This window comes from Streptomyces sp. NPDC001880 (genome assembly GCF_053594575.1).
Genome location: NZ_JBSFET010000042.1, coordinates 22,821 through 41,364, shown reverse-complemented (window position 1 = coordinate 41,364; position 18,544 = coordinate 22,821). Strand labels below are relative to the sequence as shown.

The window sequence follows — 18,544 nt, the reverse complement described above, 5'->3', positions numbered from 1 at the left end:
GGCACACCATGGGACTCGAAGAGAAGCTGCCCAGCGGCTTCGCACTGACCACTGTCGAGCAGGCCGCCGGCTGGGTGCGGAAGTCCTCCGTCTTCCCAGCCACCTTCGGCCTCGCCTGTTGCGCCATCGAGATGATGACGACCGGGGCCGGGCGCTACGACCTGGCCCGTTTCGGGATGGAGGTCTTCCGCGGATCGCCGCGGCAGGCGGATCTGATGATCGTGGCAGGGCGGGTCAGCCAGAAGATGGCTCCCGTCCTGCGGCAGGTCTACGACCAGATGCCCAATCCCAAGTGGGTGATCTCCATGGGGGTTTGCGCATCATCGGGCGGAATGTTCAACAATTACGCCATTGTTCAGGGTGTTGATCACATTGTTCCTGTTGACATCTATTTGCCCGGTTGCCCGCCGCGGCCCGAGATGCTGATGGACGCGATCCTCAAGCTCCACCAGAAGATCCAGAGCTCCAAGCTCGGGGTCAACGCGGAGGAGGCCGCCCGCGAGGCGGAGGACGCGGCGCTCAAGGCGCTTCCCCTGATCGAGATGAAGGGGCTGCTGCGGTGAGCGAGACCCGGAACCACGACGAGCAGAACCACAACGGTGTGCCCGCCCCGCGCGAGGACACCGGCGAGGTCATCGGCGTACGCAAGGGCATGTTCGGCGCCGGTGACGGCGGTGACACCTCCGGCTACGGCGGCCTGGTCCGCACCGTGACTTTGCCGGGCGCCACGTCCCGTCCGTACGGCGGCTGGTTCGACGAGGTCGCCGACGAGCTCGAAGGGGCTCTGGAGGAGCAGGACCTGCTTCCCGAGCACGCCATCGAGAAGACCGTCGTCGACCGCGGCGAGATCACCTTCCACATCGCCCGCGAGCACCTCGTCGTCGTCGCCCGGACCCTGCGCGACGACCCGGCGCTCCGCTTCGAGCTCTGCACGGGGGTGAGCGGCGTCCACTTCCTCGGCGACAAGGGCCGCGAGCTGCACGCCGTGTACCACCTGCGCTCGATCACTCACGGCCGGCTGATCCGCCTGGAGGTGTCGGCCCCGGACGGCGATCCGCACATCCCGTCCCTCGTCGCGGTCTACCCGACCAACGACTGGCACGAGCGCGAGACCTACGACTTCTTCGGGCTCGTCTTCGACGGGCACCCCGCCCTCACCCGGATCATGATGCCGGACGACTGGCAGGGCTTCCCGCAGCGCAAGGACTACCCGCTCGGCGGCATCGCCGTCGAGTACAAGGGCGCCCAGATCCCGGCTCCGGACCAGCGGAGGTCGTACTCCTGATGTCTACTCCCCACTCCCACCCGTCGCCCGGCGACCACCCCTCGACGGGTCCCTCCGGGACGCCCCTGTCGGATGCCCGGGCGACGACCGAGGGGACTGTATATACAGTCACCGGCGGTGACTGGGACGAGGTCGTCGAGTCCGCGGTCAAATCCGACGACGAGCGCATCATTGTCAACATGGGCCCCCAGCACCCGTCCACGCACGGTGTTCTGCGGCTGATCCTGGAGATCGACGGCGAGACCGTCACCGAGGCCCGCTGCGGCATCGGCTACCTCCACACCGGCATCGAGAAGAACCTCGAATTCCGGAACTGGACGCAGGGCACCACCTTCGTCACGCGCATGGACTATCTGACGCCCTTCTTCAACGAGGCGGCGTACTGCCTCGGCGTCGAGAAGCTCCTCGGCATCGAGGACCAGATCCCCGACCGGGCCACCGTCCTGCGCGTGCTCCTGATGGAGCTCAACCGGATCTCCTCGCACCTGGTGTGCATCGCCACCGGCGGCATGGAGCTCGGCGCCACCACGATCATGATCTACGGCTTCCGCGATCGTGAACTCGTTCTCGATCTCTTCGAGCTGATCACCGGCCTGCGGATGAACCACGCGTTCATCCGCCCCGGCGGACTCGCCCAGGACCTGCCGCCCGGCGCGATCGACCAGCTGCGCGAGTTCGTGAAGACCATGAAGAAGAACCTGCCGGAGTACGACAAGCTCGCCACCGGCAACCCGATCTTCAAGGCCCGCATGCAGGACGTCGGCTATCTCGACCTGACCGGCTGCATGGCCCTCGGTGCCACCGGCCCGATCCTGCGCTCCGCCGGGCTCCCGCACGACCTGCGCAAGACCGACCCGTACTGTGGATACGAGAACTACGAGTTCGACGTCCCCACCGCCGACACCTGCGACGCCTACGGCCGCTTCCTCGTCCGCCTGGAGGAGATGCGCCAGTCGCTGCGGATCGTCGAGCAGTGCATCGACCGGCTCGCCCCCGGCCCGGTGATGGTCGCCGACAAGAAGATCGCCTGGCCCGCCCAGCTCGCGCTCGGCCCCGACGGCCTCGGCAACTCGCTCGACCACATCAAGAAGATCATGGGCACCTCCATGGAGGCCCTGATCCACCACTTCAAGCTGGTGACCGAGGGCTTCCGGGTCCCGGCCGGACAGGTGTACACCGCGGTCGAGTCGCCCAAGGGCGAACTCGGCGTGCATGTCGTCTCGGACGGCGGCACCCGCCCGTACCGGGTCCACTTCCGCGACCCGTCCTTCACCAACCTTCAGGCCATGGCGGCGATGTGCGAGGGCGGCCAGGTCGCCGACGTCATCGTCGCCGTCGCGTCCATCGACCCCGTGATGGGAGGCGTCGACCGGTGACCGAAGCACGTCAGGAAGTCAGTCTGGGGATGCCGCAGCTCCCCGCCCCCGCCTACCCGGCCGAGGTGCGCGCCAGGCTCGAAGCGGACGCGAAGGAGGTGATCGCCCGCTACCCCGACAGCCGCTCCGCCCTGCTGCCGCTGCTGCACCTGGTGCAGTCCGAGGAGGGCTACGTCTCCCGCACGGGCATGGCGTTCTGCGCCGAGCTGCTCGGCCTCACCACCGCCGAGGTCACCGCGGTCGCCACCTTCTACACCATGTACCGGCGCAAAGCCGGCGGTGACTACCAGGTCGGCGTCTGCACCAACACCCTGTGCGCGGTGATGGGCGGCGACGCGATCTTCGACCGGCTCAAGGAGCACCTCGGCGTCGGCAACGACGAGACCACCGAGGACGGGAAGATCACCCTCGAACACATCGAGTGCAACGCGGCCTGCGACTTCGCCCCCGTGGTGATGGTCAACTGGGAGTTCTTCGACAACCAGACGCCCGAGAGCGCGACCCGCCTGGTCGACGACCTGATCGCCGGGCGCACCGTCGAACCCACCCGCGGCGCCCCGCTCTGCTCGTACAAGGAGACCGCCCGGATCCTGGCCGGCTTCCCCGACGAGCGCCCCGGTGCCGTCGAGGCATCCGGCGGCGCGGGCCCCGCCTCCTTGATCGGTCTCCGGCTCGCCAAGGGCGAGGAGCCGCATCCGCGCGTCGTCGCCCCGCGCGGCGAACGCCCGCACGCCGAGGAGGGGGAGTGATGACGTTGACGACCGAGATCAACGACAACGGAGGCGGCAACGGGGACAGCCCCGAGAAGCTGCTCGCCCCCGTCCTCTCCGCCTTCTGGGACCAGCCGGAGTCCTGGACCCTGGAGACCTACCGGCGCCACGAGGGATACGAGGGACTGCGCAAGGCCCTCGCCATGGCACCGGACGACCTCATCGCGTACGTCAAGGACTCCGGCCTGCGCGGCCGCGGCGGCGCGGGCTTCCCCACCGGGATGAAGTGGCAGTTCATCCCGCAGGGCGATGGCAAACCGCACTATCTGGTTGTCAACGCCGACGAATCGGAACCGGGCACCTGCAAGGACATCCCGCTCCTGTTCGCCAACCCGCACAGCCTCATCGAGGGCATCGTGATCGCCTGTTACGCGATCCGTTCGTCGCACGCGTTCATCTACCTGCGCGGTGAGGTCGTCCCCGTACTGCGGCGTCTGCACGAGGCGGTACGAGAGGCGTACGAGGCGGGTTATCTGGGGACGAACATCCTGGGCTCGGGGCTCGATCTGGAACTCACGGTGCACGCCGGTGCCGGTGCGTACATCTGTGGTGAGGAAACCGCGCTGCTCGACTCTCTCGAAGGACGGCGTGGCCAGCCCCGGCTGCGACCCCCCTTCCCCGCGGTCGCCGGTCTGTACGCCTGCCCCACTGTGGTGAACAACGTCGAGTCCATCGCCTCGGTTCCCGCGATCCTGAACCGGGGCAAGGAGTGGTTCAAGTCGATGGGCAGCGAGAAGTCACCCGGCTTCACGCTGTACTCGCTCAGCGGGCACGTCGCGGGCCCCGGCCAGTACGAGGCGCCGCTCGGCATCACGCTGCGCCAGCTGCTCGACATGAGCGGCGGCATGCGCCCCGGCCACCGGCTGAAGTTCTGGACCCCGGGCGGCTCGTCGACCCCGATGTTCACCGACGAGCACCTCGACGTACCGCTCGACTACGAGGGCGTCGGCGCCGCCGGTTCCATGCTCGGCACCAAGGCGCTCCAGTGCTTCGACGAGACGACCTGCGTCGTGCGGGCCGTCACCCGCTGGACCGAGTTCTACGCCCACGAGTCCTGCGGCAAGTGCACGCCCTGCCGCGAAGGCACCTACTGGCTGGTCCAGTTGCTCCGGGACATCGAGGCAGGCAAGGGACAGATGGCCGACCTCGACAAGCTGAACGACATCGCCGACAACATCAACGGCAAGTCCTTCTGCGCCCTCGGCGACGGCGCCGCCTCGCCGATCTTCTCCTCGCTGAAGTACTTCCGCGAGGAGTACGAGCAGCACATCACGGGCAAGGGCTGCCCCTTCGATCCCGCCAGGTCGACCGTCTGGGCCGACGACAAGAACGCTCACCAGGGGGTGAACGCATGACAGTCACCACGAGTGCGCCCTCCGGGGGCGGCGAGGCGGCCATCCCGCCCGAGGACCTGGTCACGCTGACCATCGACGGCATCGAGATCAGCGTGCCCAAGGGCACCCTGGTCATCCGGGCCGCCGAACTCCTCGGCATCGAGATCCCGCGCTTCTGCGACCACCCGCTCCTCGACCCGGCCGGCGCCTGCCGCCAGTGCATCGTCGAGGTCGAGGGCCAGCGCAAGCCGATGGCGTCCTGCACCATCACCTGCACCGACGGCATGGTGGTGAAGTCGCAGCTCACCTCGCCGGTCGCCGAGAAGGCCCAGAAGGGTGTGATGGAGCTGCTGCTCATCAACCACCCGCTGGACTGCCCGGTCTGCGACAAGGGCGGCGAGTGCCCGCTGCAGAACCAGGCGATGTCGCACGGCGACGCGGACTCCCGCTTCGACGGCAAGAAGCGCACCTACGAGAAGCCCGTCCCGATCTCCACCCAGGTGCTGCTGGACCGTGAGCGATGCGTGCTCTGCGCGCGCTGCACCCGGTTCTCCAACCAGGTGGCGGGCGACCCGATGATCGAGCTGATCGAGCGCGGCGCGCTCCAGCAGGTCGGTACGGGCGAGGGCGACCCGTTCGAGTCGTACTTCTCCGGGAACACCATCCAGATCTGCCCGGTCGGGGCGCTGACCTCGGCGGCGTACCGATTCCGCTCCCGCCCCTTCGACCTGGTGTCCTCGCCGTCCGTCTGCGAGCACTGCGCGGGCGGCTGCGCGACCCGCACCGACCACCGGCGCGGCAAGGTCATGCGGCGGCTCGCCGCCGACGACCCCGAGGTCAACGAGGAGTGGATCTGCGACAAGGGCCGCTTCGGCTTCCGCTACGCGCAGCAGCGGGACCGGCTCACCACCCCGCTGGTGCGCAACGCGGACGGCGTCCTGGAACCGGCGAGCTGGCCCGAGGCGCTGGCCGCCGCGGCCGCCGGCCTCTCCGCCGCGCGCGGCCGGACCGGTGTGCTCACCGGCGGCCGGCTGACCGTCGAGGACGCCTACGCGTACAGCAAGTTCGCCCGGACCGTGCTGGACACCAACGACATCGACTTCCGGGCCCGGGTCCACAGCGGCGAGGAGGCCGACTTCCTGGCCGCCCGCGTCGCCGGGCGCGGACACGATGTGGACGGCAGCGGGATCACGTACACCTCGCTGGAGAAGGCCCCGACGGTACTGCTGGTCGGGTTCGAGTCGGAGGAGGAGGCGCCCGGCGTCTTCCTGCGGCTGCGCAAGGCCAACCGCAAGCACGGACAGCGCACCTACGCCATCGCCTCGCACGCCACCCGCGGCCTGGAGAAGGCGGGCGGCACGCTGCTTCCCGCCGCCCCCGGCACCGAGACCGAGTGGCTGGACGCGCTCGCGGGCGGTGTCGGGCTGGAGGGCGACGGAGCCGCGGCGGCCGAGGCGCTGCGTGGCGAGGGCGCCGTGATCGTGGTCGGTGAGCGGCTGGCCGCGGTGCCCGGCGGGTTCACCGCCGCGGTACGGACGGCCACCGCGGCCGGGGCCGAGCTGGTGTGGATCCCGCGCCGGGCCGGCGAGCGCGGCGCGGTGGAGGCGGGCGCAATTCCGTCGCTGCTGCCCGGCGGCCGTCCGGCGACCGACCCGCGGGCCAGGGACGAGGTGGCGGCCGCCTGGGGCGTCGCCGAACTCCCGTCCCGCTTCGGCCGCGACACCGGCCAGATCGTCGAGGCCGCGGCCACCGGCGAGCTGGGCGCGCTGGTCGTCGCCGGGGTCGAGGTCGTGGACCTGCCGGACCCGGCGCGGGCCCTGGAGGCCCTGGACCAGGTCGGCTTCCTGGTCTCGCTGGAGCTGCGGCCGAGCGAGGTCACCGAGCGCGCCGATGTGGTCTTCCCGGTCGCCGCGGTGGCCGAGAAGTCCGGCACCTTCCTCAACTGGGAGGGCAGGGCGCGGATGTTCGAGGCGGCGCTGAAGCCCGAGCAGATGACGCGCACGCTCGCGCCGGGCGACGCCCGGGTGCTGCACATGCTGGCCGACGCGATGGCCCGCACCGCGGCCGCCGAGGGGCCCGGTCGCTTCGCGCTGCCGGACCTGAGGTCCGTACGCCGTGAGCTGGACCGGCTCGGCGGCTGGAGCGGGGCGCGCGCCACCGAACCGAACGAGCCGGCGCAGCCGCTGCCCAGGCCCGGCGACGGCGAGGCCGTCCTCGCGGGCCACCGGATGCTGCTCGACCTGGGCCGGCTCCAGGAGGGCGACGAGGCGCTGGCCGGCACCCGGCACGCCGCGGTCGCCCGGCTGTCCGCGGCCACCGCGGCCGAGACGGGCGTGAAGGACGGTGATCTGCTGGCCGTCACCGGCCCGGCGGGCAGCGTCACCTTCCCGTTGAAGGTCACCGACATGCCGGACCGGGTGGTCTGGGTGCCGCTGAACTCCGCCGGGCGGGGCGTACCGGCCGACACCGGCGCCCGGCCCGGCGGTCTGGTCCGGATCGGCCCCGCCGCACCGGGTACTCCCGACGTCACACCGGAGGTGGGGGCGTGAGTGCCTTCGCTCAACTGGCCGCGGCACCGCACAGCGTCGTGCTCGCCGCCGAGGACCTGTCGATGTTCGGCAAGGACCCGTGGTGGCTCGTCGTCATCAAGGCGGTGTTCTGCTTCGCGTTCCTGATGGTGACCGTGCTCTTCTCCATCGTGTGGGAGCGCAAGGTCGTCGCCTGGATGCAGCTGCGCATCGGTCCCAACCGGCACGGCCCCTGGGGCATGCTCCAGTCGCTCGCCGACGGCATCAAGCTGATGCTGAAGGAGGACGTGGTCGTCAGGCGGGCCGACAAGGTCGTCTACGTGCTCGCCCCGATCGTCGCCGCCATCCCGGCGTTCATGGCGATCGCGGTGATCCCGTTCGGCCCGTCCGGCAACGAGGTATCGATCTTCGGGCACCGCACCACGATGCAGCTCACCGACCTGCCGATCGCGGTGCTCTACATCCTCGCGGTCGCCTCGGTCGGGATCTACGGCATCGTGCTGGCCGGCTGGTCGTCCGGATCGACGTACCCGCTCCTCGGCGGTCTGCGCTCCTGCGCGCAGATGATCAGCTACGAGATCGCGATGGGCGCCGCGTTCGCCTCGGTCTTCCTCTACTCGGGGTCGATGTCGACCTCGAAGATCGTGGAGGCGCAGCAGGACCGCTGGTTCATCATCCTGCTGCCGGTCTCGTTCATCATCTACATCGTCACGATGGTCGGCGAGACCAACCGCGCCCCGTTCGACATGCCGGAGTCCGAGGGCGACCTGGTCGGCGGCTTCAACACCGAGTACTCGTCGATCAAGTTCGCGATGTTCATGCTCGCCGAGTACGTCAACATGGTCACCGTCTCCGCGGTCTCCACGACCCTGTTCCTGGGCGGCTGGCGGGCCCCGTGGCCGATCAGCACCTTCTGGGAGGGCGCGAACCACGGCTGGTGGCCGATGCTCTGGTTCGTCATCAAGGTCCAGCTGCTGCTCTTCTTCTTCATCTGGCTGCGCGGCACGCTGCCCCGGGTCCGTTACGACCAGCTGATGAAGCTCGGCTGGAAGGTCCTGATCCCCGTCTCCGTGGTCTGGCTGATGCTGGTCGCGACGGTGCGGGCGCTGCGCAACGAGGGCTACGACTTCACGAAGATCGTGCTGTACGTGGCCGGGGCCGTGATCGCGATCCTGCTGATCTCCTTCGTCGCCGACGTCTTCCGCGACAAGAAGGGCCGGGCCGCCGAGGCGGAGGCCGGACCTGAGCCGGCGTTCGACCCGATGGCGGGCGGGTTCCCGGTGCCGCCGTTGCCCGGACAGACCCTGCCGCCGGTGCCGCGCCGCAGGCCGCGGGGCGAGCGGAAGCTCGTTGCCAGTGGCGGGGCGGATACTCAGAGTGACGAACGTTCGAGTGACGGAAAGGAGGCCGACGGTGTCTGAGTCATCGGAGTCCTCGGGATCCTCGGGATCCTCGGAGGAGAAGTTCCAGAATCCCGTCGCCGGCTTCGGCGTGACCTTCAAGGCCATGTTCAAGAAGCGGCTGACCGAGCAGTATCCGGAAACGCCGAAGGCGACGGCGCCGCGCTTCCACGGCCGGCACCAGCTCAACCGCCACCCGGACGGACTGGAGAAGTGCATCGGCTGCGAGCTGTGCGCCTGGGCCTGCCCGGCGGACGCGATCTACGTCGAGGGCGCGGACAACACCGACGAGGAGCGCTACTCCCCGGGTGAGCGCTACGGCCGCGTCTACCAGATCAATTACGCGCGCTGCATCTTCTGCGGACTGTGCATCGAGGCCTGCCCGACCCGGGCGCTGACGATGACCAATCAGTTCGAGCTCGCCAACACCAGCCGCGAAAGCCTCATCTACACCAAGGACGAGCTGCTCGCGGGCCTGGAGGAGGGCATGGTCGACACCCCGCACGCGATCTTCCCGGGGATGGACGAACAGGACTACTACCGGGGGCTGGTCACCGAGGCCGCACCCGGTACGGAGCGTCAGGTCGCCGTCTCCAAGGGCGAGAAGCCGGACGACGCGCACCACGGGAACAACGGCTCGGCGCAGGAGGTGGGCGCATGACCGCCCTGGCCGCTGCGGCCTCCCAGACCTCGACCGGTGAGGCCGTCCAGTTCTGGGTGCTCGGGATCGTCGCCGTGATCGGCGCACTGTCCACCGTACTGATGAAGAAGGCCGTGCACAGCGCGCTGAGCCTCGCCGGGACCATGATCGTCCTTGCGGTGTTCTACCTCGCCAACGGCGCCTACTTCCTGGGCATCGTCCAGATCGTCGTCTACACCGGCGCAATCATGATGCTGTTCCTCTTCGTGGTCATGCTCGTCGGTGTCACCGCGGCCGACTCGCTGAAGGAGACCCTGAAGGGGCAGCGCTGGCTGGCTGCGGGCTGCGGGCTCGGCTTCGGCGTCCTGCTCATCGCCGGTATCGGCAACGCCTCGCTGAACAGCTTCAACGGACTCGGCACCGCCAACGCCGAGCACGGCGGGAACGTCGAGGGGCTCGCCAGCCTCATCTTCACCAAGTACGTCTTCGCCTTCGAGATCACCGGCGCCCTGCTGATCACGGCGACGGTCGGCGCGATGGTGCTCACCCACCGGGAGCGCACCGAACGGGCCAGGACCCAGCGGGAGATGTCCGAGGAGCGCGTACGCGGAAAGCAGCTGCCGCCGCTGCCCGCCCCCGGTGTCTACGCCCGGCACAACGCCGTGGACATCCCGGGCCTGCTCCCGGACGGCACGCCTGCCGAGCTCAGCGTCATGCAGACGCTGCGAAACCGCGGCCAGATCCGCGATGTGTCGAACGAGTCGCTGGACCGGCTCAAGGCGCTGGAGCAGCGCTCCGAGGAACGGCTCGGCCGTGACAACGATGAAGAGGAGGTCGCCAAGTGAATCCGGTCCACTACCTCTATCTCGCAGCCCTGCTGTTCACCATCGGCGCGGCCGGGGTGCTGATCCGGCGGAACGCGATCGTGCTGTTCATGTGCGTGGAGCTGATGCTCAACGCCTGCAACCTCGCGCTCGTGACCTTCTCCCGGATGCACGGCAATCTCGACGGCCAGATCATCGCCTTCTTCACGATGGTCGTCGCCGCCGCCGAGGTCGTGGTCGGGCTCGCGATCATCGTATCGGTGTTCCGTTCCCGCCACTCGGCCTCGGTCGACGACGCCAGCCTGATGAAGCTGTAAGGGGACGTTGAATCGTGGAGAACCTGATCGCGCTGCTCGTCGCGGCGCCTCTGCTCGGAGCGGCGGTCCTGCTCTGCGGCGGCCGACGGCTGGACCGGGCCGGACACTGGCTCGGCACCCTGCTCGCCGCCGTGTCGTTCGTCATCGGTGTGGTGCTCTTCCTCGACATGCTGGGGAAGGGTGCGGAGGACCGGACGCTGCACCAGAAGCTGTTCAGCTGGATTCCGGTCGAGGGCTTCCAGGCCGATGTGGCCTTCCAGCTCGACCAGTTGTCGATGACGTTCGTGCTGCTGATCACCGGTGTGGGCACCCTGATCCACATCTACTCGATCGGCTACATGGAGCACGACGAGCGCCGGCGCCGCTTCTTCGCCTATCTGAACCTCTTCCTCGCGGCGATGCTGATCCTGGTCATCGCCGACAACTACCTGCTGCTGTACGTCGGGTGGGAGGGCGTCGGTCTGGCGTCGTACCTGCTCATCGGTTTCTGGCAGCACAAGCCCAGCGCGGCCACGGCCGCCAAGAAGGCATTCCTGGTCAACCGGGTCGGCGACATGGGCCTGTCGATCGCGATCATGCTGATGTTCACCACCTTCGGCACCTTCGCCTTCGGCCCGGTCCTCGAAGCGACGGGGCAGACGAGCGAGGGCAAGCTGACGGCGATCGGCCTGATGCTGCTGCTCGCGGCCTGCGGCAAGTCGGCCCAGGTGCCGCTGCAGTCCTGGCTCGGTGACGCGATGGAGGGCCCGACCCCGGTCTCGGCCCTCATCCACGCCGCGACCATGGTGACCGCGGGTGTGTACCTCATCGTCAGGTCCGGCGCTATCTTCAACGCCGCGCCGGACGCGCAGTTGGCCGTCGTGGTCGTCGGAGCGGTCACGCTGCTCTTCGGTGCGATCGTCGGTTGCGCGAAGGACGACATCAAGAAGGCCCTCGCGGGGTCGACGATGTCGCAGATCGGCTACATGATCCTGGCCGCCGGGCTCGGCCCGATCGGCTATGTCTTCGCGATCATGCACCTGGTGACGCACGGCTTCTTCAAGGCAGGGCTCTTCCTCGGCGCAGGTTCGGTCATGCACGGCATGAACGACGAGGTCGACATGCGGAAGTTCGGCGGCCTCAGGAAGTACATGCCGGTCACCTTCATCACCTTCGGCCTCGGCTATCTGGCGATCATCGGCTTCCCCGGCCTGTCCGGCTTCTTCTCCAAGGACAAGATCATCGAGGCTGCCTTCGCGAAGGGCGGCACCGAGGGCTGGATCCTGGGCTCGGTGGCCCTGCTGGGCGCCGCGATCACCGCGTTCTACATGACGCGCGTGATGCTGCTGACGTTCTTCGGCGAGAAGCGCTGGCAGCCCGACGCGGAAGGCCACGAGCCGCATCCGCACGAGTCCCCGAAGTCGATGACCATCCCCATGATCGTCCTCGCGTTCGGTTCGGTCTTCGCCGGAGGTTTCTTCTCCATCGGCGACCGCTTCCTCAACTGGCTGGAGCCGGTCACCGGACACAGCCACGGACACGCACCGGTCAGCGCCACGACGGTCACCGCCGCCACCATGGTGGTGCTCGTCATCGGCGTCGCCATCGCCTGGGCGATGTACGGACGCAAGCCCGTGCCGGTCGTCGCCCCGCGCGGCTCGCTGCTCACCCGGGCCGCCCGCCGCGACCTCCTCCAGGACGACTTCAACCACGTGGTCCTGGTCCGCGGCGGCGAGCACCTCACCCGCTCCCTGGTCTACGTCGACCACACCCTGGTCGACGGCGTCGTCAACGGCACGGCGGCCACGATGGGCGGGCTCTCCGGCCGGCTGCGCAAGCTGCAGAACGGCTACGCCCGCTCCTACGCGGTCTCGATGTTCGGCGGTACGGCGGTTCTCATCGCCGCGACCCTGCTGATGAGGGCGGTCTGATCACCATGTCCTTTCCCCTCCTGACAGCGACGGCGGCGCTCCCGGCGATCGGCGCGGTCGCCACCGCTGCCGTCCCGGCCGCCCGGCGCACCGCCGCCAAATGGCTGGCGCTGGTCTTCTCGCTGGCCACGCTCGTGCTGGCGGGCATCGCCCTCGCCCGCTTCGAGCCCGGCGGCGACCGCTACCAGCTCACCGAATCGCACGCCTGGATCAAGGACTTCGGCGTCCGCTACGAACTGGGTGTGGACGGCATCGGGGTGGCGCTGATGGCGCTCACCGCCCTGCTGATCCCCTTCGTCATCCTGGCCGGCTGGCACGACGCCGACCCCCTCGAGACGAAGTCCTCGCGCTGGCGGCCGACCCAGGGCTTCTTCGCCCTGATCCTGATGGTCGAAGCGATGGTGATCCTCTCCTTCGAGGCCACCGACGTCTTCCTCTTCTACATCCTCTTCGAAGCCATGCTCATCCCGATGTACTTCCTCATCGGCGGCTTCGGGGACCGGGCCCACACCGGCACCGACGAGAACGCGGCGGCGCAACGCTCCTACGCCGCGGTCAAGTTCCTGCTCTACAACCTGGTCGGCGGGCTCATCATGCTGGCCGCCGTGATCGGGCTCTACGTCGTCGCGGGGACGTTCTCGCTCTCCGAGATCGCCGAGGCCCGTGCGAGCGGCTCGCTCTCCATGGCGACCAGCACGGAGCGCTGGCTCTTCCTCGGGTTCTTCTTCGCCTTCGCGGTGAAGGCCCCGCTGTGGCCGCTGCACACCTGGCTGCCCAACGCGATGGGCGAGGCGACCGCCCCGGTCGCCGTCCTGATCACCGCGGTCGTCGACAAGGTCGGCACGTTCGCGATGCTCCGCTTCTGTCTCCAGCTCTTCCCGGAGGCCAGCAAGTGGGCCACGCCGGTGATCGTCGCCCTGGCGCTGATCAGCATCGTGTACGGGGCGCTGCTCGCCGTCGGCCAGCGCGACATCAAGCGCCTGATCGCCTACGCGTCGATCTCGCACTTCGGCTTCATCATCCTGGGCATCTTCGCGATGACCAGCCAGGGCCAGTCCGGCGCCACGCTCTACATGGTCAACCACGGCATCTCGACCGCCGCGCTGATGCTGGTGGCGGGCTTCCTGATCACCCGGCGCGGTTCGCGGCTCATCGCCGACTACGGCGGGGTGCAGAAGGTGGCGCCCGTCCTGGCCGGCACCTTTCTGATCGGCTCTCTGGCCACCCTGTCGCTGCCCGGACTCGCCCCGTTCGTCAGCGAGTTCCTGGTCCTGGTCGGCACGTTCAGCGCGTATCCGGCGGCTGGCATCATCGCCACGACCGGCATAGTGCTCGCTGCGCTCTACGTCCTCGTCCTCTACCAGCGGACGATGACGGGCCCGGTGAAGGCCGAGGTCCAGGGCATGGCGGACCTCAAGGTCCGGGAGCTGGTGGTGGTCCTTCCGCTGATCGCGCTGCTGCTCTTCCTGGGTGTCTATCCGAAGCCGCTGACGGAGATCGTCAATCCGGCGGTGCAGCACACCATGTCGGACGTCCAGAAGAAGGACCCCCAGCCTGAGGTGGAGGCCGCCAAGTGAGCGCAACAGCTGTCCACAGCCTGTGGACAACGGCGGGCGGGGTGACATCGGCCGCCCCGGTCGAGAAGTTCAAGGCACCGGTCATCGAGTACACCCAGCTGGCCCCGGTCCTCATCGTGATCGGTGTCGCCGTCGTGGGCGTACTCGTCGAGGCCTTCGTGCCGCGCCGGGCCCGTTACTACACGCAGGTCTTCCTCGCGGTCGTCGCCCTCGCCGCCGCGTTCGCCGCGGTCGTCGGACTGGCGGCCGGCGGATACGGCACGACGAAGGCGCACATCGCCGCGATGGGCGCCATCGCGATCGACGGGCCGACGCTGTTCCTGCAGGGCACCATCCTGCTGACCTCGCTGGTCGCCGTCTTCACCTTCGCCGAGCGGCGGCTCGACCCCGCCTCGCACGGCAAGCTCGTCGACTCCTTCGCCGCCCAGGCCGCAGCGGTCCCCGGCAGCGACAGCGAGAAGGCGGCGGTCAAGGCCGGATTCACCACCACCGAGGTCTTCCCGCTGGTCCTCTTCTCGGTGGCCGGCATGCTCATCTTCCCCGCGGCCAACGATCTGCTGACGCTCTTCGTGGCCCTGGAGGTCTTCTCCCTCCCGCTCTACCTCCTGTGCGCCGTCGCCCGCCGCAAGCGGCTGATGTCGCAGGAGGCCGCGGTGAAGTACTTCCTGCTCGGCGCCTTCTCCTCGGCGTTCCTGCTCTTCGGGATCGCCCTGCTCTACGGGTACGCGGGCTCCGTCTCGTATGCGGCGATCGCGAACGTGGTCGACGGCTCCGTCAGCCAGATCGACCCGGCACTCGCCGACACCATGGGCAACGACGCGCTGCTGCTGATCGGCGGCGCGATGATCCTGACCGGCCTGCTCTTCAAGGTCGGCGCCGTCCCGTTCCACATGTGGACCCCGGACGTCTACCAGGGCGCCCCGACCCCGGTCACCGGCTTCATGGCCGCGGCCACCAAGGTCGCCGCGTTCGGCGCGCTGCTGCGCCTGCTGTACGTGGTGCTGCCGGGCCTCGCCTGGGACTGGCGCCCGGTCATGTGGGCCGTCGCGATCATCACGATGCTGGGCGGTGCGGTCGTCGCCATCACGCAGACCGACATCAAGCGGCTGCTGGCCTACTCCTCGATCGCGCACGCCGGATTCATCCTCGCCGGTGTGATCGCGACGAGCCCGGACGGCATCTCGTCGGTCCTCTTCTACCTGGGCGCGTACTCCTTCGTGACGGTCGGTGCGTTCGCCGTCGTCACCCTGGTGCGCGACGCGGGCGGCGAGGCCACGCACCTGTCGAAGTGGGCCGGGCTCGGCCGGCGCTCGCCGCTGGTCGCCGCGGTCTTCGCGGTGTTCCTGCTGGCCTTCGCCGGTATCCCGCTCACCTCCGGGTTCTCCGGGAAGTTCGCCGTGTTCAAGGCCGCGGCGGACGGCGGCGCGGTCGGACTGGTCGTGGTCGGTGTGATCTCCTCGGCGATCGCCGCGTTCTTCTACATCCGGGTCATCGTGCTGATGTTCTTCAGCGAGCCGAAGGCGGACGGCCCCACGGTCGCCGTGCCGTCCCCGCTGACGATGACGACGATCGCGGTCGGTGTCGCGGTCACGCTGGTGCTGGGCCTGGCCCCGCAGTACTTCCTCGACCTGGCGAGCCAGGCGGGAGTGTTCGTGAGGTAGCGCACACGCCACGCAGCCGGGACCGCGCCGGACGGGCTTGAGAAGTCGAGCCCGTCCGGCGTTGTCGTGGGCGGCGCCTATCGTGGCAGGGGACGGCGGCAACGAGTACGACGCGGGACGGACCCGGGGGACAGAGCGATGGGCACGACGGGCGGGACCATGGATGTGACCGAGAGCGACGCGCGGCGGACGCTGCACAAGGTGTTCGGGTACGAGGCGTTCCGCGGCGAGCAGGAAGCGATCGTCGATCATGTGGTGGCCGGCGGGGACGCCGTCGTGCTCATGCCGACCGGCGGCGGCAAATCCCTCTGTTACCAGATCCCGGCGCTGGTCAGAGCGGGTACGGGCGTCGTCGTCTCCCCCCTGATCGCCCTGATGCAGGACCAGGTGGACGCGCTGCGGGCGCTCGGGGTGCGGGCCGGCTTCATCAACTCCACGCAGGATTTCGACGAGCGCCGCTCGATGGAGGCCCAGTTCCTTGCCGGTGAGCTCGATCTGCTCTACCTGGCCCCGGAACGGCTCCGGCTGGACTCCACGCTCACGCTGCTCTCGCGCGGCGAGATCTCCGTCTTCGCGATCGACGAGGCGCACTGCGTGGCCCAGTGGGGTCACGACTTCCGCCCGGACTATCTGACCCTCTCCGTCCTCGGTCAGCGCTGGCCCGACGTACCGCGCATCGCCCTGACGGCGACCGCGACGGACGTCACGCACCAGGAGATCACCCAGCGTCTGGGCATGCCCGACGCCAAGCATTTCGTCGCCAGCTTCGACCGGCCCAACATCCAGTACCGGATCGTGCCGAAGGCCGACCCGAAGAAGCAACTGCTCTCCTTCCTCAAGGACGAGCACGCCGGGGACGCGGGCATCGTCTACTGCCTCTCGCGCAACTCGACGGAGAAGACCGCCGAGTACCTCTGCCGCAACGGCATCGAGGCCGTCCCGTACCACGCGGGGCTCGACGCGGGCACCCGCGCCGTCCACCAGTCCCGGTTCCTGCGCGAGGAGGGCCTGGTCGTCGTCGCGACCATCGCCTTCGGCATGGGCATCGACAAGCCGGACGTGCGCTTCGTCGCCCATCTCGACCTGCCGAAATCGGTCGAGGGTTACTACCAGGAGACCGGTCGCGCCGGCCGTGACGGACTGCCGTCCACGGCCTGGATGGCGTACGGCCTCCAGGACGTCGTCCAGCAGCGCAAGCTCATCCAGGGCGGCGAGGGAGACGAGGCCTTCCGCCGCCGCGCGGCCTCCCACCTCGATTCGATGCTGGCCCTGTGCGAGACGGTCCGGTGCCGCCGCGCCCAGCTGCTGACGTACTTCGGCCAGGAGCCCACCACCGCGGACTGCGGCAACTGCGACACCTGCCTCACCCCGCCCGAGAGCTGGGACGGCACGGTGGCCGCGCAGAAGCTGCTGTCGACCGTGGTGCGGCTGAAGCGGGAGCGCGGGCAGAAGTTCGGCGCGGGCCAGATCATCGACATCCTGCTCGGCCGCAGGACCGCCAAGGTCATCCAGTTCGACCACGACCAGCTCTCGGTCTTCGGCATCGGCGAGGAGCTGTCCGAGGCCGAATGGCGCGGCGTCGTACGGCAGTTGCTCGCCCAGGGGCTGCTCGCCGTCGAGGGAGAGTACGGCACGCTGGTGCTGACGCAGGAGAGTGGATCGGTGCTCGGCCGACAGCGCGAGGTGCTGCTGCGCAAGGAGGCGCCGAAGCCCGCGTCGCGCTCCACGAAGGCCGAACGCAAGCCGAAGTCGCAGACGGTCGCCGCCGAGCTGGCCCCCGAGGCCGTCCCGGTCTTCGAGGCGCTGCGGGCCTGGCGGGGCGTCCGGGCGAAGGAGCAGGGCGTCCCGGCGTACGTCATCTTCCACGACGCGACCCTGCGCGAGATCGCCACGGTGCGACCGGACTCGGTGTCCGCGCTGAGCGGGATCAGCGGACTGGGCGAGAAGAAGCTGGCGACGTACGGGGAGGGGGTGCTGGAGGTGCTTGCGACGTTCGGGGAACCGGGGGAACCGGCTCCCGCGGAATCGGCCCCGGCACACGAAGCCGCACCGGCCCCGTCGGCCCCCGAATCGGACCCCGAGTTCGGCTGGGACGAGGAGCCGCCCGAGTACGAGTGAGTACGGGAGTCGGGCGGCGCCGCGGACCGGCCTACTGCGGGTCCGCCGCCCGGCGGCGCGCCGTGATGGCGGTGAGATCCAGATCGATCGGGAAGGGGACGGAGACCTTCATCCGGTCGTGGAAGATGCCGGTGGAGGTGTAGGCCCCGGTCGACGGCTCCAGCTCGAAGACGTAGACCACCGCCCGGTCGTCGTGGTTCTCCACCCGCCAGTAGTGCGGGATCTTCGCCCGCGCGTACTTCACGGGCTTGGTCTCCCGGTCCCGGGTGACGGATTCCTCGGATACGACCTCGATGGCCAGCAGCACGCCGTCCGCGGGGAAGCGGGTCTGCCGCAGGCCTTCGACCACGTCCGCACGCACGACGACCACATCGGGTTCGGGCCTGTTCTGGAAGTCGACGTCGATGGTGAACTCGCGGAAGACCTCCAGGTCGGTCGGTGCGATCGACTGCAACTGCCACTTGAGGTAGTCGATGGCACGCTCATGGAATACGGTCTGCGGACTCACGAAAACAAGGCTCCCGTCGATCAGCTCCGTGTGCGGAGGCAGATTCGGGAGTGTGTCCAGGTCATCGGCGGTCCAGCCGCCCACGGGCGGAACCGCCCACCGCGGCTCGGGGGCCTCGGGTTCGACGCTCATCAGTGCTCCCATGACGCAGAGTCTCGTGGGACTGTCCAGCGTATCCGCCGGGAACGCGACATGGCTCCCCCGAACGTGTGAACGCCCTGCACACTGCTGACCAGCGGGCTCCCGGGTTGCCCCGGGGCCACAGCGGCGTGCCGACGCCGCCCGCGCGCCCGCCC

Annotated in this window: 15 protein-coding genes; 14 read left to right on the top strand and 1 reads right to left on the bottom strand. The window is 69.1% G+C overall.

Going from position 1 to position 18,544, the window contains the following annotated elements; translation table 11 throughout:
• Window positions 1-8: 8 nt before the first annotated feature.
• The 14 genes from ACWCQ6_RS22230 (at window position 9) to recQ (ending at window position 17,740) form a co-directional block, all read left to right on the top strand.
• Window positions 9-563 carry a NuoB/complex I 20 kDa subunit family protein gene (locus ACWCQ6_RS22230; protein WP_451091697.1) on the top strand — a complete coding sequence of 185 codons (555 nt, stop codon included), beginning with the start codon at window positions 9-11 and terminating at the stop codon, window positions 561-563.
• Entirely contained in the window at window positions 560-1,285 is a 726-nt protein-coding gene (locus tag ACWCQ6_RS22225) for an NADH-quinone oxidoreductase subunit C (RefSeq protein WP_451091695.1), read from the top strand. The genes ACWCQ6_RS22230 and ACWCQ6_RS22225 overlap by 4 nt, the downstream gene beginning before the upstream one ends.
• The gene (locus tag ACWCQ6_RS22220) at window positions 1,285-2,661 is read left to right on the top strand and encodes an NADH-quinone oxidoreductase subunit D (protein ID WP_451091693.1); all 1,377 of its coding nucleotides are present in this window, start codon (window positions 1,285-1,287) and stop codon (window positions 2,659-2,661) included. Before ACWCQ6_RS22225 ends, ACWCQ6_RS22220 begins: the two co-directional genes overlap by 1 nt.
• Window positions 2,662-2,690: 29 nt before the next feature.
• Window positions 2,691-3,410 carry an NADH-quinone oxidoreductase subunit NuoE gene (nuoE, locus tag ACWCQ6_RS22215; protein ID WP_451091728.1) on the top strand — a complete coding sequence of 240 codons (720 nt, stop codon included), beginning with the start codon at window positions 2,691-2,693 and terminating at the stop codon, window positions 3,408-3,410.
• Window positions 3,410-4,786 (top strand): NADH-quinone oxidoreductase subunit NuoF, encoded by a 1,377-nt coding sequence (gene nuoF / locus ACWCQ6_RS22210; RefSeq protein WP_451091691.1) that lies wholly within the window; start codon window positions 3,410-3,412, stop codon window positions 4,784-4,786. The genes nuoE and nuoF overlap by 1 nt, the downstream gene beginning before the upstream one ends.
• Complete coding sequence (locus tag ACWCQ6_RS22205) at window positions 4,783-7,314, top strand: NADH-quinone oxidoreductase subunit G (protein WP_451091689.1); 2,532 nt, start codon at window positions 4,783-4,785, stop codon at window positions 7,312-7,314. Before nuoF ends, ACWCQ6_RS22205 begins: the two co-directional genes overlap by 4 nt.
• Window positions 7,311-8,714: an NADH-quinone oxidoreductase subunit NuoH gene (nuoH, locus tag ACWCQ6_RS22200; RefSeq protein ID WP_451091687.1), complete on the top strand. Its 1,404-nt coding sequence runs from the start codon at window positions 7,311-7,313 to the stop codon at window positions 8,712-8,714. The genes ACWCQ6_RS22205 and nuoH overlap by 4 nt, the downstream gene beginning before the upstream one ends.
• Window positions 8,707-9,354 (top strand): NADH-quinone oxidoreductase subunit NuoI, encoded by a 648-nt coding sequence (gene nuoI, locus ACWCQ6_RS22195; protein ID WP_451091685.1) that lies wholly within the window; start codon window positions 8,707-8,709, stop codon window positions 9,352-9,354. The genes nuoH and nuoI overlap by 8 nt, the downstream gene beginning before the upstream one ends.
• Window positions 9,351-10,178, top strand: a complete 828-nt coding sequence (locus ACWCQ6_RS22190; protein ID WP_451091683.1) for an NADH-quinone oxidoreductase subunit J — start codon at window positions 9,351-9,353, stop codon at window positions 10,176-10,178. The genes nuoI and ACWCQ6_RS22190 overlap by 4 nt, the downstream gene beginning before the upstream one ends.
• The gene (gene nuoK, locus ACWCQ6_RS22185) at window positions 10,175-10,474 is read left to right on the top strand and encodes an NADH-quinone oxidoreductase subunit NuoK (RefSeq protein WP_451091681.1); all 300 of its coding nucleotides are present in this window, start codon (window positions 10,175-10,177) and stop codon (window positions 10,472-10,474) included. Before ACWCQ6_RS22190 ends, nuoK begins: the two co-directional genes overlap by 4 nt.
• Window positions 10,475-10,488: 14 nt before the next feature.
• Window positions 10,489-12,384, top strand: coding sequence for an NADH-quinone oxidoreductase subunit L (nuoL, locus tag ACWCQ6_RS22180; protein ID WP_451091679.1), 1,896 nt, complete (start codon window positions 10,489-10,491; stop codon window positions 12,382-12,384).
• A 5-nt stretch (window positions 12,385-12,389) separates the two neighbouring features.
• Entirely contained in the window at window positions 12,390-13,961 is a 1,572-nt protein-coding gene (locus tag ACWCQ6_RS22175; protein ID WP_451091677.1) for an NADH-quinone oxidoreductase subunit M, read from the top strand.
• Window positions 13,958-15,622, top strand: coding sequence for an NADH-quinone oxidoreductase subunit NuoN (nuoN, locus tag ACWCQ6_RS22170; RefSeq protein ID WP_451091675.1), 1,665 nt, complete (start codon window positions 13,958-13,960; stop codon window positions 15,620-15,622). Before ACWCQ6_RS22175 ends, nuoN begins: the two co-directional genes overlap by 4 nt.
• A gap of 138 nt (window positions 15,623-15,760) precedes the next feature.
• Window positions 15,761-17,740, top strand: coding sequence for a DNA helicase RecQ (recQ, locus tag ACWCQ6_RS22165; protein WP_451091673.1), 1,980 nt, complete (start codon window positions 15,761-15,763; stop codon window positions 17,738-17,740).
• Window positions 17,741-17,771: 31 nt separating this feature from the next.
• Here the strand turns inward: recQ and ACWCQ6_RS22160 are convergent, their stop codons facing one another.
• Entirely contained in the window at window positions 17,772-18,380 is a 609-nt protein-coding gene (locus ACWCQ6_RS22160; RefSeq protein WP_451091671.1) for a Uma2 family endonuclease, read from the bottom strand.
• Window positions 18,381-18,544 lie beyond the last annotated feature (164 nt).

Bases quoted from the DNA above. Each gene is read 5' to 3' on its own strand.
- ACWCQ6_RS22230 (WP_451091697.1), top strand. From the start codon at position 9: ATGGGACTCGAAGAGAAGCTGCCCAGCGGCTTCGCACTGACCACTGTC.
- ACWCQ6_RS22175 (WP_451091677.1), top strand. From the start codon at position 12,390: ATGTCCTTTCCCCTCCTGACAGCGACGGCGGCGCTCCCGGCGATCGGC.
- nuoE (WP_451091728.1), top strand. From the start codon at position 2,691: ATGCCGCAGCTCCCCGCCCCCGCCTACCCGGCCGAGGTGCGCGCCAGG.
- recQ (WP_451091673.1), top strand. From the start codon at position 15,761: ATGGGCACGACGGGCGGGACCATGGATGTGACCGAGAGCGACGCGCGG.
- ACWCQ6_RS22190 (WP_451091683.1), top strand. From the start codon at position 9,351: ATGACCGCCCTGGCCGCTGCGGCCTCCCAGACCTCGACCGGTGAGGCC.
- ACWCQ6_RS22160 (WP_451091671.1), bottom strand. From the start codon at position 18,380: ATGAGCGTCGAACCCGAGGCCCCCGAGCCGCGGTGGGCGGTTCCGCCC.
- ACWCQ6_RS22205 (WP_451091689.1), top strand. From the start codon at position 4,783: ATGACAGTCACCACGAGTGCGCCCTCCGGGGGCGGCGAGGCGGCCATC.
- ACWCQ6_RS22220 (WP_451091693.1), top strand. From the start codon at position 1,285: ATGTCTACTCCCCACTCCCACCCGTCGCCCGGCGACCACCCCTCGACG.
- nuoF (WP_451091691.1), top strand. From the start codon at position 3,410: ATGACGTTGACGACCGAGATCAACGACAACGGAGGCGGCAACGGGGAC.